We start from the raw sequence: 13,925 nt of genomic DNA on the forward strand, positions 1-13,925 counted from the left end.
ACCTCACCCTGCGGCGTCATACATCGGAATGCGCCCTGCCCGGCCATCGCCTGCACCGCTGGCGCCAGCGCCGTATCATGGCGGCCCTCGCGCGGCCTTGCACCGCGCCGGCCCTACAGGACCTGCAGCAATGGAAGACCTCCTGATCGTCACCACCGGTGGCACGATCGACAAGATCTACTTCGACGACAAATCGGACTACCAGATCGGCGACCCGCAGATCGGCCAGATCCTCAAGGAACTGGGCGTGACCTTCCGCTTCACGGTCATCCCGATCATCCGCAAGGATTCGTTGCACATCACCCAGGAAGACCGCGAGCTGATCCGCGCCACCATCCAGGCGCAGCCCGCCCGGCAGGTGCTGATCACCCACGGCACCGATTCGATGGTGGAAACCGGCAAGGTGCTGCAGTCGATCGCCGACAAGACCATCGTGATGACCGGCGCACTCAATCCGGCGCGCTTTCGCGGCTCCGATGCCGAGTTCAACATCGGCTGCGCGGTCGGGGCCGTCCAGACGCTGCCGGCCGGCGTCTACATCGCCATGAACGGACGGATCTGGAACCCGGAAACGGTGCGCAAGAACGTGGCGGCCAACCGGTTCGAACCGGTCTAAACGATGAGCAAGGCCACCCGCGCAACCCGTGCACTGGATGCGGCCGGCGTGGCCTATGTGCTGCATCCTTATCCGTACCAGGCCGATGCCGATGCAAAGGGCCTGCAAGCCGCACAGGCGCTGCAACTGCCGCCGCACCAGGTGCTCAAGACCCTGATGACCTGGGTGGACGAGCACGCGATCTGCGTGGTGATCCCGTGCGACCGCCGGTTGTCGTTGAAGATCCTTGCCAGCGCCTGCGGTGGCAAGTCCGCGCGCATGATGGAGGTGGCCGATGCCGAACGCCGCACCGGCTACAAGGTGGGTGGCATCAGCCCGCTCGGGCAGCAGCGGCCAGCGCCGGTGCTGATCGAATCCAGCGTGCTCGACGCACCTGCGCTGTGGATCAACGCCGGCCAGCGCGGCTTGCTGTTGGAACTGGCCGGCGCCGAGATTGTGCACGTCCTCGGCGCGCGCGCTTACCCGCTCTGCGAGTGAGCCCGCCACGCCCGCAATAATGCAGGCAAGCCAGCCTTGCGTCCGCCATACATAGAAACGCGCTGGCACCTTGCCTGAGGCGCCAGCGCGTCACTGCCTAGCACGGCCAGGCGGCTGCCCTGCTGTCAGTAAGTCGCCACCAGGTTGACAGCGGAGAACGCCAGCGTGGCTTTCAGTCGCACGTAATACGTGCCTGCTGCAGGTGCGGTCAGTGTGCAGGTTTCGGTGTTGCCGACCAGCATGCTGCGGCAGCCAAAGGCGGCGTCGGTGGGCAGTGCATTGGCGCGCAGTGACAGGTCGGCATTGCCGCTGCCGCCGCTGAGCGTGACCTTGAGCGAGCGCGTGCCAGCCGGCACCTTGACCTGGTAATACAGCGAATCGCCGATCGCCGCGCTCAGGCCAGTGCGTGCTGCATTACTAGTCAGCAGCGTGGCATTGATCACCGCCGCCACCGCGCCATCGGCATTGACCAGGCCCGCACCGCAGCCGGGAGCGCACGCCACCGGCAACGGGCGTGCACTGCTCTTCAGCAGCGCCTCCACCGTTGCCGGCGTCAGCGGGTTGAGTGCCACCGACTGCATCAACGCCACCACGCCGGCCACATGCGGCGCTGCCATCGAGGTGCCGCTATACACCGCGTAGGCCGGATTGGCTGGAATCGTGGTGCCGCTATTGAGCGTGGAAATGATCGCCTGGCCGGGCGCGGCGATGTCCACGCCCTTGCCGAAGTTGGAGAAGCTGGCCTTGGCGCCGGCCGAGGTGGTTGCCGCCACCGCAATCACGTTCGCGCAATTGGCCGGCATGCTGGTGGCCACATCCATATTGCTGTTGCCGGCCGCCACTACCACGGCGGTGCCGCGCGTGACCGCGCCGGTGATGGCATTGCCGATGATCGTCGAGCAGCTGCCGTAGCCGCCGAGCGACAGGTTGATCACTGTGGCGGGATTCGGATTGGCCGGTACCCCGGTCACCTTGCCGCCAGACGCCCACACGATGGCATCGGCAATATCGGACATGTAGCCACCGCATTTGCCGAGCACGCGCAACGGCAACAGCTTGGCATTGAAGGCAGTGCCGACCACCCCGGCCGCGTTGTTGCCAACTGCGGCAACGATGCCGGCGACATGGGTGCCATGCCAGCTGGAATTGGACGCCGACGCGCCCGCACCGCAAGCGTTGGCCGCGGACCAATCGCCCTGATCGGCGGCATTGTTGTCACGCCCGTTGCCGTCGCCTGCGACGGTGGGGTCGGTGATGAAGTCGTAGCCGGGCAACACGTTGGCGGCCAGGTCCGGATGCGCGGTGATGCCGGTATCGATCACCGCCACAACGATGCCCTTGCCGGTGGTGCGGTCCCAGGCCGGGCGGACATTGAGGCTGGCGGTGGTGGTTCCCATCGCCCACTGCTGTGGCAGGCCGGGGTCGTTGGGCGCCAGCAGCGGCCGCATCAGCACGTCCACTTCCACCCGCTTGACGGTCGGGTCGGCGGCAAGCCGGCGCATCAGGCTTTCCGAGTCGACCCGGTCCAGGCGCCGATCGGCCACCAGCAGCATCGGGCCGGCACTGAGCCGACGCATGGCCGACAAGCCCAGCGCGCGCCCTTGCCGCCTGGGGACGGCGCGGGCGATCTCGCCCCACGGAGCCGACAGCCCGGTCGCGCGGGTGCTGCCCACGCGGTCCTTGTAGCTGACGATGAAACGCTGGTGGCTCGAGCCCGATGCCAGGCCCTGCAGGTTGACCTCGCCGGCCGATACCTGAAACACACATGCCATCGCACACACACACGCCGCGTAGCGCACTGCGCCAACCGTTGACTGCCTCATGAATCGCCCTCCCCAGGACATCGGTACTCGGATGACGCGCAGCGCAGGGACTGCAATGCCGCGTCGGATGCGCGGGCATTGCATGACGCCGTTCCCACGTGACGAGGCTATCGGCGAACCCGAATGCCGCTGAAGCCAGGCAGCATCAGTCCACTCGTGTTCGTTCAGCTACCCCTGGCGCACGTCCCGGCCCATGCAGCGCGCGCACAAAAAAGCCCCGCCTGGGCGGGGCACAAGAGAGAGAGACAGGCACCGACAGCCGCGTCGGGAGCGCTCTGACAGACGCCGGCACTGTGGCCGGCGTCCGCTGGGGAAATACGCGTTACGGCGTCGCGTTACGGCGTCTGGCTGACCGCGCCGGCTGCGTTGACGATGCCGGCACCGCAACCGCCCGAACAGGCGCCCGGCAACGGCCGTGCAGTGTTCTTCAACAGCGTTTCCACCGCCGCCGGGGTCAACGGACGCGATGCTGCCGACTGCACCAGCGCGACCACGCCGGCCACGTGCGGCGCCGCCATCGAGGTGCCATTGTAGGACGCATAGCTGGCGCTCCCCGGGGTGGTGGTGCCGCTGTTGAGCGTGGACAGGATCGCCGAGCCCGGGCCGGAGATATCGATGGTGGTGCCGAAGTTGGAGAAGTTCGAACGCGCGCCGGCCGAGGTGATCGAGGCCACCGAGATCACGTTGGCGCAGCTGGCCGGGGTGAAATTGGCCACGTTGGCATTGCTGTTACCTGCCGCCACCACCACCGTGGTGCCGCGCGACACCGCGCCGTTGATGGCGTTCTGGTAGGTATTCGAGCAGGCGCCGTTGCCGCCGAGCGACATATTGATCACTTCGGCCGGGTTGGCATTGGCCGGCACGCCGCTGACGGTGCCCCCGGAAGCCCACACAATCGCATCGGCGATGTCCGAGGAGGAGCCGCCGCACAGGCCCAACGCGCGGATCGGCACGATGCGCGCATTGAACGCGGTGCCGGCCACGCCGGTGCTGTTGTTGGTGACCGCGGCAATCGTGCCGGCCACGTGCGTGCCATGCCAGCTGGAATTGGCCGCTGCCACGCCGGTACCGCACTGGTTGGCCGTGCGCCAGTCGCCCTGGTCGGCCGCGTTGCTGTCACGGCCGTTGTTGTCGCGCGCACGCGCCGCATCGCTGATGAAGTCGTAGCCGGGCAGCACGTTGGCGTTGAGGTCCGGATGGCTGGTGATGCCGGTGTCGATCACCGCGACCACCACGCCGGTGCCGGTGGCGGTGTCCCAGGCCGGGCGCACGTTGATGCCCGATGCGGTGGTGCCGAAGCCCCACTGCTCGGACAGACGCGTGTCGTTCGGGGTCAGCGTCGGGTACATGATCTGGTCGATTTCCACATATTCCACGCTCGGGTCGGCGGCGATGCGGCGCATCAGCGTCTCGGCTTCGGCGCGGTCCAGACTGCGGTCGGTCTTGAGCACTTCGGAGCCCAGCGCGGTGCGACGCACGTGGTTCAGGCCCAGCGCGCGGCCGGCGCGTGCCGGCACCGCAGTGGCCACCGAATTGAGCGAGGCGCGCATCGAGGTCGGGCTCACCGACGCACTGCTGCCGTCGCGGTATTTGACGATGAAGCGATCCAGCGTCGGCTGCGAATCCAGCCCGGACAGATTCACCTGCCCGGCGAAGGCCGGCACCGCCAGCAGCGAGGTCAGCGCGGACACACCCAGGACTACCAGCGCGCGCGTAGGCGCACGACGTTGCGACACATTGGACATCGATCGTTCCTTTCAGTGATGAGGTGCCGCAGATGCGGCGTGATGGCCGGACCCCATCGCGCGCTGCGATGGCAGGTCTGGAAGTGCACAGGCAGGTGCCTGTCGAAACGACTGACCGGTGTCCGTCCCGGCCACGCGGCAACACATTCCCAGCGCCTGCCGAATCGGCAGGCGTGGAGTGGATTGCAGATGAGGAGCGCGCCCTGGCGCAGTGCCGGGGCGCGCGTGACGCGCGGTTAGTAGCTGGCGCGCAGGGTGACGCCGGAGAACGTGCTGTAGGCCTTCAGACGCACGTAATACGTTCCGGACGGTGCGGTGATGGTGCAGGTCTCGGCATTGCCGCTGCGGTATGGGCGGCAGGTGTAAGCCGAGTCGGTCGGTGCACTGCCGGCGCGCACATACAGGTCGGCATCGCCGCTGCCGCCGCTGGTGGTCACCGTCAAGGTGCCGCTGCCGGCCGGCACGGTGATGGTGTAGTTCAATTCCGCGCCAGTCGCCGCGCCCAGGCCGGTCACCGGAGTGCCGTTGGTCAAGGTGTTTCCACCACCGCCACCGCCGCCGCTCCCGCCATTGATGGCCGCAGTGACCGCGGCATCGGCGTTGACGATGCCGGCACCGCAGCCGCCCGAGCAGGCGCCCGGTAAAGCAAGCGCGGTGTTCTTCAACAAGGTTTCCACCGCTGCTGGCGTCAGCGCGGTCGGGGCGACCGACTGCACCAGCGCGACCACGCCGGCCACATGCGGCGACGCCATCGAGGTGCCGTTGTAGGAGGCATAGCTGGCGCTACCCGGCGTGGTGGTGCCGCTGTTGAGCGTGGACAGGATCGACGAGCCGGGCGCCGACACATCGATACCGGTGCCGAAGTTGGAATAGCTGGCCTTCGCGCCCGCCGAGGTGGTGGCGGCCACCGCAATCACGTTCGCGCAGTTGGCCGGCAGCGAACCGGACACATTGGACGCATCGTTGCCGGCCGCGACCACCACCGTGGTGCCGCGCGACACCGCACCGTTGATGGCGTTCTGCATGGTGGTCGAGCAGCTACCGCCGCCGCCGAGCGACATGTTGATCACCTCGGCCGGGTTAGCATTGGCCGGGATGCCGCTGACGGTGCCGCCGGAGGCCCAGACGATGGCGTCGGCGATATCCGACAGCGACCCACCGCACTTGCCGAGCACGCGCACCGGTACGACCTTGGCGCCGTAGGCGGTGCCGGCTACGCCGGTGGTGTTGTTGGTCACTGCCGCGACCGTGCCGGCCACATGGGTGCCGTGCCAGCTGGAGCTGGCGGCGGGAATGCCGGCGCCGCATTCGTTGGCGGCGTACCAGTCGCCTTCGTCGGCGGCGTTGCTGTCACGGCCGTTGCCATCGCGTGCGGTGGTCGCATCGCTGATGAAGTCGTAGCCCGCGAGGATGTTGGCGTTGAGGTCGGCATGACTGGTGATGCCGGTATCAATCACCGCCACGACCGTGCCGCTGCCGGTGGCCTTGTCCCAGGCCGGGCGGATGTTCAGGCCGGCGTTGGTGGTGCCGAACGCCCACTGCTCGGACAACCGGGTGTCGTTGGGGGTGAGCGTGGCATGCAGGATCTGGTCGACTTCAACGCTCTGCACGTTGGGATCAGCGGCCAATTGCCGCATCAGGGTTTCGGCCTCGGCGCGGTCCAGGGCGCGGTCTGCCCTTACCAGTTCCGGCCCCAACGCCAGGCGGCGCACCGAGTTCAGGCCCAGCGCCTTGCCGGCTTTGGCCGGCACCGCGCGCGCAGCAGTGCGCAGCGAGGTGGTCAACGCGGACGGGCTGGCCAGCGCGGTGCTGCCGTCCTTGTAGGTCACGATGAATTTCTGATGGGTCTGTGCGGTGGCCAGGCCATCCAGGTAGACCTCGCCGGCAAAGGCCGGCATCGCGAGCAGCAGCGAGGTCAGGGCGGACGCGCCCAGGATGGTGAGCGAGCCAGTACGCTTGCGGAGAGACGCAGTCGACATCGAATTCCCTTCCATATCAAGAGAACCGCCGGAGCGGTGTTATCCGGCGCCGCCTTCCGTAGGTCAGCGCCGAGGTCCCCGGATCGCCCCTGTTATCGATCCGTTCAGCGAACCTACCGCAATCAAACCGAACTGGACAATAAGAACTTCGCACTTTCAAAAAATTAAATATCAGATTTGTGACACCGTACGGCACCGTTCAGTCTCGCGATGACATGCGGCGACACCAAATGACACGCACTTGCTGCACTGCGCGCAAAAAAAAGCCCCTGCGCTGACGCGCAGGGGCCCTGATTTGGCTTGACGTGTTGGCTTAGGACAGACGCAGCAGCCAACCGTGGCGGTCCGGCACGCGCCCGTACTGGATGTCGGTCAGCTCCTGGCGCAGCGACATCGTCACCTCGCCCGCCGGTGCAGACAGGTCGCCGACCGCAAAGCCATCGCCCTTCAGCTCGCCGATCGGGGTAACCACAGCCGCCGTGCCGCAGGCGAACACCTCGCTGATCTCGCCGGAGGCCACGCCGTCCTTCCACTCGTCGATGGACACCTTGCGCTCCACCACCTGCATGCCGCGGTCACGGGCCAGCTGCAGGATGCTGTCGCGGGTGATGCCTTCCAGGATGCTGCCGGACAGCTCTGGGGTCACCAGCGTGCCGTCCTTGTAGACCAGGAACACGTTCATGCCGCCCAGTTCTTCAATGTATTTGCCTTCCACCGGGTCCAGGAACAGCACCTGCGAGCAGCCCTGCGCGTAGGCTTTCTGCTGCGGCAGCAGCGAAGCGGCGTAGTTGCCGCCGCACTTGGCCGCGCCGGTGCCGCCCTTGGCTGCACGTGCGTACTCGGTGGACAACCAGATCGACACCGGCGCCACGCCCTTGGCGAAATACGGACCGGCCGGGCTGGCGATCACGTAGTACGAGGCCTTGTGCGCCGCGCGCACGCCCAGGAACGCCTCGTCGGCGATCATGAACGGGCGGAAATACAGGCTGGTTTCCGGCGCCGACGGCACCCAGCCGGCATCCACGGCCACCAACTGGCGCAGCGACTCCACGAACAGGTCCACCGGCAGTTCCGGCAGCGCCAGGCGGCGCGCGGAGCGCTGCAGGCGCTCGCCATTGGCCTGCGGGCGGAAGGTCCAGATCGAGCCGTCCGCATGCCGGTAGGCCTTGATACCTTCGAAGATCTCCTGGCCGTAATGCAGCACCGAGGCGGCCGGATCCAGCTGCAGCGGGCCGTAGGCACGCACCTGCGCATCGTGCCAACCGAGCTCGTTGGTCCAGGAGATGGCGACCATGTGGTCGGTGAAATGCAGGCCGAACCCAGGCGCAGCCAGGATCACGGACAGTTCGTCGGCGCTGCGCGGCGACGGGGAGCGGGTGGAAGCGAAGGACACGGACACCGAGAGATTCCTGTAGAGCGGAAGGAAAGACGCGGCGCCACGTGCAAGACATGGCGCCTGATGGTCAGAGCATGCCGGTCTCGAGACGGGCCGCTTCGGACATCATATGCCGGCCCCAAGGCGGGTCGAAGACCAGCTCGACGTCGGCCTCGGCAATGGTCGGGATCATTTCCACCTTGCTGCGCACGTCGTCGACCAGGATCTCGCCCATGCCGCAACCGGGCGCGGTGAGGGTCATCTTGACGTCCACCCGGCGCTGGTTGTCTTCCTCACGATGGCTGACCACTGCCTCGTAGACCAGGCCCAGATCCACGATGTTGAACGGAATCTCCGGGTCGAAGCAGGTGCGCAGCTGCTGCCACACCAGCGCTTCCACTTCCTCGTCGCTGGCGTTCTCCGGCAGTTCCAGCCCCGGTGGGGCCTCCTTGCCGATCGCATCGCCGTCCTTGCCGGCAATACGGAACAGGTTGCCTTCGACGAAGACGGTATAGCTGCCACCCAACGCCTGGGTGATATAGCCGTAACTGCCTGCGGGCAGGGTCACCGAATCGCCCTGCGGCACCATGACGGCATCGCAATCGCGTTCGAACTGGACGGGTTCGCTGCTACGGGAATACATGGGCTGGATATGGGGCCGCGTCGGGAGCGCGCAAGTCGGCCATTCTAGCCGACCACGGCGGGCAGGCTGCCGATTGCGGCGTGCAGCACGGACGACGCTGCATTCCATCCGCCAGCGCTGCACACCGCAACGGCAGCACGCGCTCTATCATGTGCGCACTGTCAGGAGTTCCAATGCCGCCCACCTCTGCGCCCGCCAGAACCGCTCACTGGCTCTGGCCCCCGCTCCTGCTGCTGGGATGCGTCACCGCCCTCATCGCCTGGATCCTCGTCGCGCTGACCCTGGGCCATCAATCCGGCTGGATGGCGGTGCTGGTCGCGCTGGAAGTGGCGTGGATGCTGCGCCTGGGAACCTTGCCGGCTGGTCCGCTGCGCGTGGGCATCACCCTGGTGTCGACCGTGGCGCTCATCGTGGCGGCCAACTGGGGCATCGCGTCGGCACAGCTGGGCGGCGCACTTGGCCTGGATCCGTGGACCTCGTCGCTGAAGATGGGCGCCGGGCTTGCCTGGACCCTGCTGCAGCTGGCCAATACCGGGCTCGACCTGGCCTGCTATGTGGCCGCGCTGGGACTGGGCTGGTGGGCTAGCCGCTAGCTGCGGTTCCCCGTGCCCGCGTGCGGTGTGCTGGCAGTGTGAGCTGTGATACTCCGACCGGACCCGCCGGCGTTAGTGCCTACCGCTTGAACGGAGCGGTGGTCGTCTCTTCGGCTTGTTTGCGAAGCAGACAGATCAGGCCCCAGTTCGGCCAATTGTCTCCACCCTCGCCGCTGCTTGTTTCGGCGCGCCTAGCCCCGCCGCTGTGACACGCATAACAGGCCTCGGGCGCTTCGCGGCAGGCCTCCCGGCCCGCCGCGATTTTTGCCGACTTCCCGTGCCCCGCCTTGTTCGTGTCATCGCGTGTCAACCCGATGGCTGCCCGTGCGTTGACGGCATATCGTCTTCGCGGAAGCTACGCTGTGCTGGTGGGAACCCCTTTCGATCCGCAACCTGCTGCACCGGCAACGGCGGCGCCTGTCTCGCTGGACGCGTTCCTGTCCGGGATCGGGCCGCGCGCGTTCCGTTTTGCCGAGGCCGGCCTGCGCCATCGCGAGGACGCGCTGGACGCGGTGCAGGACGCCATGGTGCGGCTGCTCGGTTATCGCGATCGTCCTGCCGAAGAATGGACCCCGCTGTTCTGGAGCATCCTGCGTAGTCGCATCATCGATCTGCAGCGGCGGCGCAGCTTCCGGCTGAAGTTCTGGGCCCCGAACGAGCGTGCCGACGACGAAGGCAGCATCGACTGGCTCGATCCGGGCATCGGCCCGGCCGGCGAACAGCAGCAGCAAGAGGCGTATCAACGCCTGGTCGAAGCGCTACGCACATTGCCGGCACGCCAGCGCGAAGCCTTCACGCTGCGCGTGCTCGAAGACCTGGACGTGGCCACCACCGCCAAAGCGATGGGCTGCTCGGAAGGCTCGGTCAAAACCCATTTGTCGCGTGCGCGCGACGCATTGCAAAAACAGTTCGAGGATTTCCTGTGAACCGCTCCCACGACCCGGCCCAGTTCGATGCGCAGATGCGCCGGCTGCATGCCACCGCACTCACCACCTTGCCGCCGGACACACTGGCCCAGCTGCGCCAGGCACGCCATGCGGCCACCGCCCAGCGTTCGCGGCGCCTGCACTGGCTGCTGGCCACCGCGTGCTCGGCGCTGCTGGCGGTAGGCATCGGTGTGCAGTTGCGTCCCACCGAGCAAGCACCGGCAACCACGACCACGCAGGTGGCGACCACTACACCGGCCGCCACGAGCACCGACACCGATGACCTGCTGACCCAGAACCCGGACCTGTTCGTCTGGCTCGGCTCCGATACCGCCCTGGCCATGGAATGAGCATGATGACCCGCACCACGCGCCTGCTGTTGACCCTGTTGCTGTGCGTCTCGCCTTGCGCGGCGCTGTGGGCCCAGGACCGCCCACCCGGCCCGCCGCCGGGGCCGCCACCGCACGATGGGCCCGGCCCGCGCGGCGCCGAGACGCCCATGCCCGAATGGGACACGTTGAGCGCGCAACAACGCCAGGTCTTGATCGACGCCTTGCGCGAGCGCTGGAACGACGCGCCGGACGAGCGCCCACGCATGTTCCGGCACGCACGCCGCTGGCTGGACATGACCCCGGAACAACGCAAGCAGGCCAAGGCCGGGATGGACCGCTTCCGCAACATGAGCCCCGAGCAGCGCCGCGAGGCCAAAGCCCTGTTCGAGCGCATGCGCACGCTCAGCCCGCAACAGCGCAACGAACTGCAGCAGCGCTGGCAGAAAATGAGCCCGGCCGAGCGCAGCGCCTGGCTCCGCGCGCATCCGCCGGTCGATGATTGAGCGCATGCGCCGCGTTGGCGCGTGCGCGTAAGTATTCGCTGGGCTGGCGGTATCGGAACCCGGAGACGCTGCACCTGCACCGTCCATCGCGAAGGCGTCCGGCCCGTCCTGCTGCAGCGTCATCGCAGTGCCAGGCAGAGCAACCGCACCTAAAACACGCGCTGTGGATGCTCGATCCAAGGACGCGCATCGAGAGAATCGTCGTTGCCGACGCATGTGCATCCCCTCCTTCCGCGTACGTTGGCAACGCGTGCTGCACTAAACATACGCAGAACACGCTTCGCGCAATGCCTGCACGAGCACTCGGCCAACCCGATCGGCATCCTGGCGAGCGAGTAGTCGCCACCTGCAATGCGGTATCGCACTTAGCGTGTGCCGGCGGCCTATTGCATTAAGAGCAGCTATCAAAACGACTGCGCAGCCGCCAGACGGGCGCGGCCGGTGCTCGGAATCGGCATGTACCCGCATACACTCCGGTTCCTCCGCGCCGTCCGCACCCACCTGACGGCTGCTCGATACGTTTTGTTGGCCGCTCTAAATCAAGTTGATCCCCGCGTTGGTCGCCTGGCGATCGCTGCGACGTCGGCTGTCGTCAAACGACGCAACGAGCGCGATCCCTGCGTCAAACATTGCATCCGGCGCACGCAGTCTCCCACTCCGGTACTGGCTCGCGACACACCACTCTCGCTAGCTGCTGGTGGTGACTCACTGCGACTGCCTATTTTTGCTGCTTGATGTTTGCTGATCGCTGTGTCTGATTGCTACCAGCTGCCTGCTACTTTTTGCCTGCTGTCCGCTGATCACCGCCTGCGCTCCCAGCCGCTAATTGACGATTGCCGCCAACTACCAGCACAGCTCCAAGGCGACCCCGATTGCTGCGTACGTCATTACGCCAGGCTCGCCGCCATGAAGAACAGCCAGCCTGCAATCAGGGCGCCAGCAGCGCCGGGATCAGCGGCGCGAAGATCAGCTCTGGCGGGAATAGCGGCACCGACTGCGCAGGGTGGTCGATCGCCAACGCGGCATACCCATGCGCCGCGCTCCAGGCCAGCAAGGTGCGCTGCTGCAGCAGCTCGGCCGGCGGGGGGCTGCCGTGCTGCGCACTCCAGGCGGTCGACAAGGCATTGCGCAGGCAAGCGCGCGCCGCCTCGCTGGCCTGGGCCAGGCGCGGCAACGGATGTGCGCGCAGATCCAGACTGAGCATCAACCGGAAATGCTGTGGAAATTCGATCGCAAAGCGGATGTAGCCCAGCCCGCAGCCCATCACCGGGTCGCTCACGTCCTGCTGGGTGGCCGCGATGCGCGCGACCATGCGCTCGTAGCCGTCGGCCACCATTTCCGCCACCAGGCCATTGAGCGAGCCGAAGTGGTGCGCCGGCGCGGCATGCGACACGCCGGCCCGGCGGGCGCAAGCGCGCAAGGTCAGCGCGCGGGCGCCCGACTCGGCCACGATCTCCCACGCGGCCCGACGCAATGCAGCGGGTAAATCGCCGTGGTGATACGTGCCGGGCGCATCTGACGGCGTGGCGGTAGCACTCACGGTGCGGTCCTCATGGGGCAATTCTCGTCTGGCGCGCGCATGTGGCATGCGTTTCTCTCGTGGCTCTCATCATGAGACCAGGGCAGTGAACCACCCAATCTTGACGGTGACAAGATGGGGCAGGCAGACTCGGCCATACCGACTCCTCGGCACCGCCTGGCTGGATGCCCTCCCTTCCGGACTTCTTACATGCGCCCGTCCCGCCCTCCCCTGCGCCTTCGCCTGCTCCGCACCGCCCTGGCCACCGCCAGCCGGCTCGCACCCGGCCCCACCGGCCGCTATCTGGCCAAGCGCTTCGTGACGCCGTTGCCCGCAACGCGCCGTCAGGCCGCTGCGGCGCTCGCCAGCCTGCCGGACACGGCCCGCCACACCCTGCGCATCGCCGACACGGACGTGACTGTCTACTTCTGGGGCGACCCGGCTGAGCGTCCGTACGTGCTGCTCTCGCATGGCTGGTCGAGTTTCGGGCTGCGCTTTGCCGCCTGGGTGCCGCGCCTGCAGGCGCTGGGGTATGCCGTGGTGGCCTTCGATCAGGCCGGCCACGGCGCCAGCAGCGGCCGTCTCAGCAATTTCCCGCACTTTGTCGAGGTGCTGCGCCACATCGGCCGCCATTTCGGCCAACCAGCGGCCTTCATCGGCCATTCGATGGGCGCCTCGTCGGTGGTGTTCGCCGATGAAGCCAGCTGGCGACCGGCGCGCTATGTGCTGATCGCGCCACTGCTCACCCCGGCCAAAAGCGCGGAACGCCAGTTTGCCGCCGCCGGCATCGCCGCACGCACGTTCGCACCGTTCGAACAGTGGCTGTCCGAGCTCACCGGCAAGCGCTTCGCCGACTTCGATGCCAGCGAACGTCTGCCGCACTTCGATCGCCCCGCGCTGATCATCCACGACCGCCGCGACCGCGAAACGCCGTGGGAAGAAGGCGCACGCTTCGCCGCACTGTGGCCGGACGCGCAGCTGGTCAGTACCGAGGGCCTGGGCCACAACCGCATGGTCGATCACGCATCGGTGATCGATCAGGCACTGCACTTTGTCGGCCCGGCGTCTCGCTGAGGCTGGCGAGGGTCGCCGCGCATGCCGCACGGTCATGGCGACCGTGCGGCACGCGCGTAGAGCAGCGAACACAACGTGGCGAGTAATGGTCAGGCGGGTGCGGACAGCGCGGAAGAGCCACAGTGTCCGCGGGCACATGAGGATGCCGAGTACGGGCGGCACGCACTTGGAGGCGACGCAGCCGTTCTGAGAGCGGCGCTTAGAGCGGGTAACACAACGGAGCAAGCAGTCGCCAGGTGGGTGCGAACGGCGCGGAGGAGCCGGAGTGTCCGCCAGTACCTGAGGATTCCGAGCATCGGCCGCGCCCGCCTGGCGGCTGC

Annotated in this window: 13 protein-coding genes and 3 other RNA genes; 8 read left to right on the plus strand and 8 right to left on the minus strand. The window is 67.2% G+C overall.

Annotated elements, in window-relative coordinates; all coding sequences use genetic code 11:
• Window positions 1-130: 130 nt before the first annotated feature.
• Window positions 131-616 carry an asparaginase domain-containing protein gene (locus tag ACCQ09_RS17130; RefSeq protein WP_011036092.1) on the plus strand — a complete coding sequence of 162 codons (486 nt, stop codon included), beginning with the start codon at window positions 131-133 and terminating at the stop codon, window positions 614-616.
• Between the two features lie 3 nt (window positions 617-619).
• On the plus strand, window positions 620-1,093 hold the full coding sequence (gene ybaK, locus ACCQ09_RS17135) for a Cys-tRNA(Pro) deacylase (RefSeq protein ID WP_228427869.1): 474 nt from the start codon (window positions 620-622) through the stop codon (window positions 1,091-1,093).
• Between the two features lie 125 nt (window positions 1,094-1,218).
• On the opposite strand, the gene ACCQ09_RS17140 is transcribed toward ybaK, so the two are convergent.
• The 5 genes from ACCQ09_RS17140 to sufT form a co-directional block, all read right to left on the minus strand.
• On the minus strand, window positions 1,219-2,916 hold the full coding sequence (locus ACCQ09_RS17140; protein ID WP_228427868.1) for a S8 family peptidase: 1,698 nt from the start codon (window positions 2,914-2,916) through the stop codon (window positions 1,219-1,221).
• A gap of 335 nt (window positions 2,917-3,251) precedes the next feature.
• Complete coding sequence (locus ACCQ09_RS17145; RefSeq protein ID WP_228427867.1) at window positions 3,252-4,661, minus strand: S8 family peptidase; 1,410 nt, start codon at window positions 4,659-4,661, stop codon at window positions 3,252-3,254.
• A 236-nt stretch (window positions 4,662-4,897) separates the two neighbouring features.
• Window positions 4,898-6,640 (minus strand): S8 family peptidase, encoded by a 1,743-nt coding sequence (locus ACCQ09_RS17150; RefSeq protein WP_228422064.1) that lies wholly within the window; start codon window positions 6,638-6,640, stop codon window positions 4,898-4,900.
• 313 nt (window positions 6,641-6,953) lie between these two features.
• The gene (locus ACCQ09_RS17155; RefSeq protein WP_228422063.1) at window positions 6,954-8,039 is read right to left on the minus strand and encodes a branched-chain amino acid aminotransferase; all 1,086 of its coding nucleotides are present in this window, start codon (window positions 8,037-8,039) and stop codon (window positions 6,954-6,956) included.
• A gap of 64 nt (window positions 8,040-8,103) precedes the next feature.
• A complete protein-coding gene (gene sufT / locus ACCQ09_RS17160; protein ID WP_011036085.1) occupies window positions 8,104-8,658 on the minus strand; it encodes a putative Fe-S cluster assembly protein SufT in 555 nt (184 codons plus the stop codon).
• Window positions 8,659-8,831: 173 nt separating this feature from the next.
• On the opposite strand from sufT, the gene ACCQ09_RS17165 reads away from it, so the two are divergent.
• The 5 genes from ACCQ09_RS17165 (at window position 8,832) to ACCQ09_RS17185 (ending at window position 11,543) form a co-directional block, all read left to right on the plus strand.
• Window positions 8,832-9,251, plus strand: a complete 420-nt coding sequence (locus ACCQ09_RS17165; RefSeq protein ID WP_040941723.1) for a hypothetical protein — start codon at window positions 8,832-8,834, stop codon at window positions 9,249-9,251.
• Between the two features lie 362 nt (window positions 9,252-9,613).
• On the plus strand, window positions 9,614-10,177 hold the full coding sequence (locus tag ACCQ09_RS17170; RefSeq protein ID WP_014506786.1) for an RNA polymerase sigma factor: 564 nt from the start codon (window positions 9,614-9,616) through the stop codon (window positions 10,175-10,177).
• Window positions 10,174-10,527 carry a hypothetical protein gene (locus ACCQ09_RS17175; protein WP_040941724.1) on the plus strand — a complete coding sequence of 118 codons (354 nt, stop codon included), beginning with the start codon at window positions 10,174-10,176 and terminating at the stop codon, window positions 10,525-10,527. The genes ACCQ09_RS17170 and ACCQ09_RS17175 overlap by 4 nt, the downstream gene beginning before the upstream one ends.
• 5 nt (window positions 10,528-10,532) lie before the next feature.
• Window positions 10,533-11,012 carry a DUF3106 domain-containing protein gene (locus ACCQ09_RS17180; RefSeq protein WP_040942382.1) on the plus strand — a complete coding sequence of 160 codons (480 nt, stop codon included), beginning with the start codon at window positions 10,533-10,535 and terminating at the stop codon, window positions 11,010-11,012.
• Window positions 11,013-11,468: 456 nt separating this feature from the next.
• A non-coding RNA gene (locus tag ACCQ09_RS17185) (sX9 sRNA) lies at window positions 11,469-11,543 on the plus strand.
• A 397-nt stretch (window positions 11,544-11,940) separates the two neighbouring features.
• Here ACCQ09_RS17185 and ACCQ09_RS17190 read toward each other — a convergent pair.
• Window positions 11,941-12,600, minus strand: coding sequence for a TetR/AcrR family transcriptional regulator (locus ACCQ09_RS17190; RefSeq protein ID WP_011036080.1), 660 nt, complete (start codon window positions 12,598-12,600; stop codon window positions 11,941-11,943).
• 141 nt (window positions 12,601-12,741) lie between these two features.
• Between ACCQ09_RS17190 and ACCQ09_RS17195 the strand changes: the two genes are divergently transcribed.
• On the plus strand, window positions 12,742-13,605 hold the full coding sequence (locus tag ACCQ09_RS17195) for an alpha/beta hydrolase (protein ID WP_016944041.1): 864 nt from the start codon (window positions 12,742-12,744) through the stop codon (window positions 13,603-13,605).
• A gap of 63 nt (window positions 13,606-13,668) precedes the next feature.
• On the opposite strand, the gene ACCQ09_RS17200 is transcribed toward ACCQ09_RS17195, so the two are convergent.
• Window positions 13,669-13,743: non-coding RNA, sX9 sRNA (locus ACCQ09_RS17200), on the minus strand.
• Window positions 13,744-13,811: 68 nt separating this feature from the next.
• Window positions 13,812-13,886: non-coding RNA, sX9 sRNA (locus tag ACCQ09_RS17205), on the minus strand.
• Window positions 13,887-13,925 lie beyond the last annotated feature (39 nt).

It is taken from the genome of Xanthomonas sp. NCPPB 2586 (assembly GCF_041475775.2).
GTDB lineage: Bacteria > Pseudomonadota > Gammaproteobacteria > Xanthomonadales > Xanthomonadaceae > Xanthomonas > Xanthomonas campestris.

What these genes read in the sequence shown, in the direction of transcription:
- ACCQ09_RS17130 (WP_011036092.1), top strand. Translation starts at nt 131, where the DNA reads ATGGAAGACCTCCTGATCGTCACCACCGGTGGCACGATCGACAAGATC.
- ACCQ09_RS17150 (WP_228422064.1), bottom strand. Translation starts at nt 6,640, where the DNA reads ATGTCGACTGCGTCTCTCCGCAAGCGTACTGGCTCGCTCACCATCCTG.
- ACCQ09_RS17190 (WP_011036080.1), bottom strand. Translation starts at nt 12,600, where the DNA reads ATGCCACATGCGCGCGCCAGACGAGAATTGCCCCATGAGGACCGCACC.
- ACCQ09_RS17140 (WP_228427868.1), bottom strand. Translation starts at nt 2,916, where the DNA reads ATGAGGCAGTCAACGGTTGGCGCAGTGCGCTACGCGGCGTGTGTGTGT.
- ACCQ09_RS17165 (WP_040941723.1), top strand. Translation starts at nt 8,832, where the DNA reads ATGCCGCCCACCTCTGCGCCCGCCAGAACCGCTCACTGGCTCTGGCCC.
- ACCQ09_RS17195 (WP_016944041.1), top strand. Translation starts at nt 12,742, where the DNA reads ATGCGCCCGTCCCGCCCTCCCCTGCGCCTTCGCCTGCTCCGCACCGCC.
- sufT (WP_011036085.1), bottom strand. Translation starts at nt 8,658, where the DNA reads ATGTATTCCCGTAGCAGCGAACCCGTCCAGTTCGAACGCGATTGCGAT.
- ybaK (WP_228427869.1), top strand. Translation starts at nt 620, where the DNA reads ATGAGCAAGGCCACCCGCGCAACCCGTGCACTGGATGCGGCCGGCGTG.
- ACCQ09_RS17145 (WP_228427867.1), bottom strand. Translation starts at nt 4,661, where the DNA reads ATGTCCAATGTGTCGCAACGTCGTGCGCCTACGCGCGCGCTGGTAGTC.
- ACCQ09_RS17180 (WP_040942382.1), top strand. Translation starts at nt 10,533, where the DNA reads ATGACCCGCACCACGCGCCTGCTGTTGACCCTGTTGCTGTGCGTCTCG.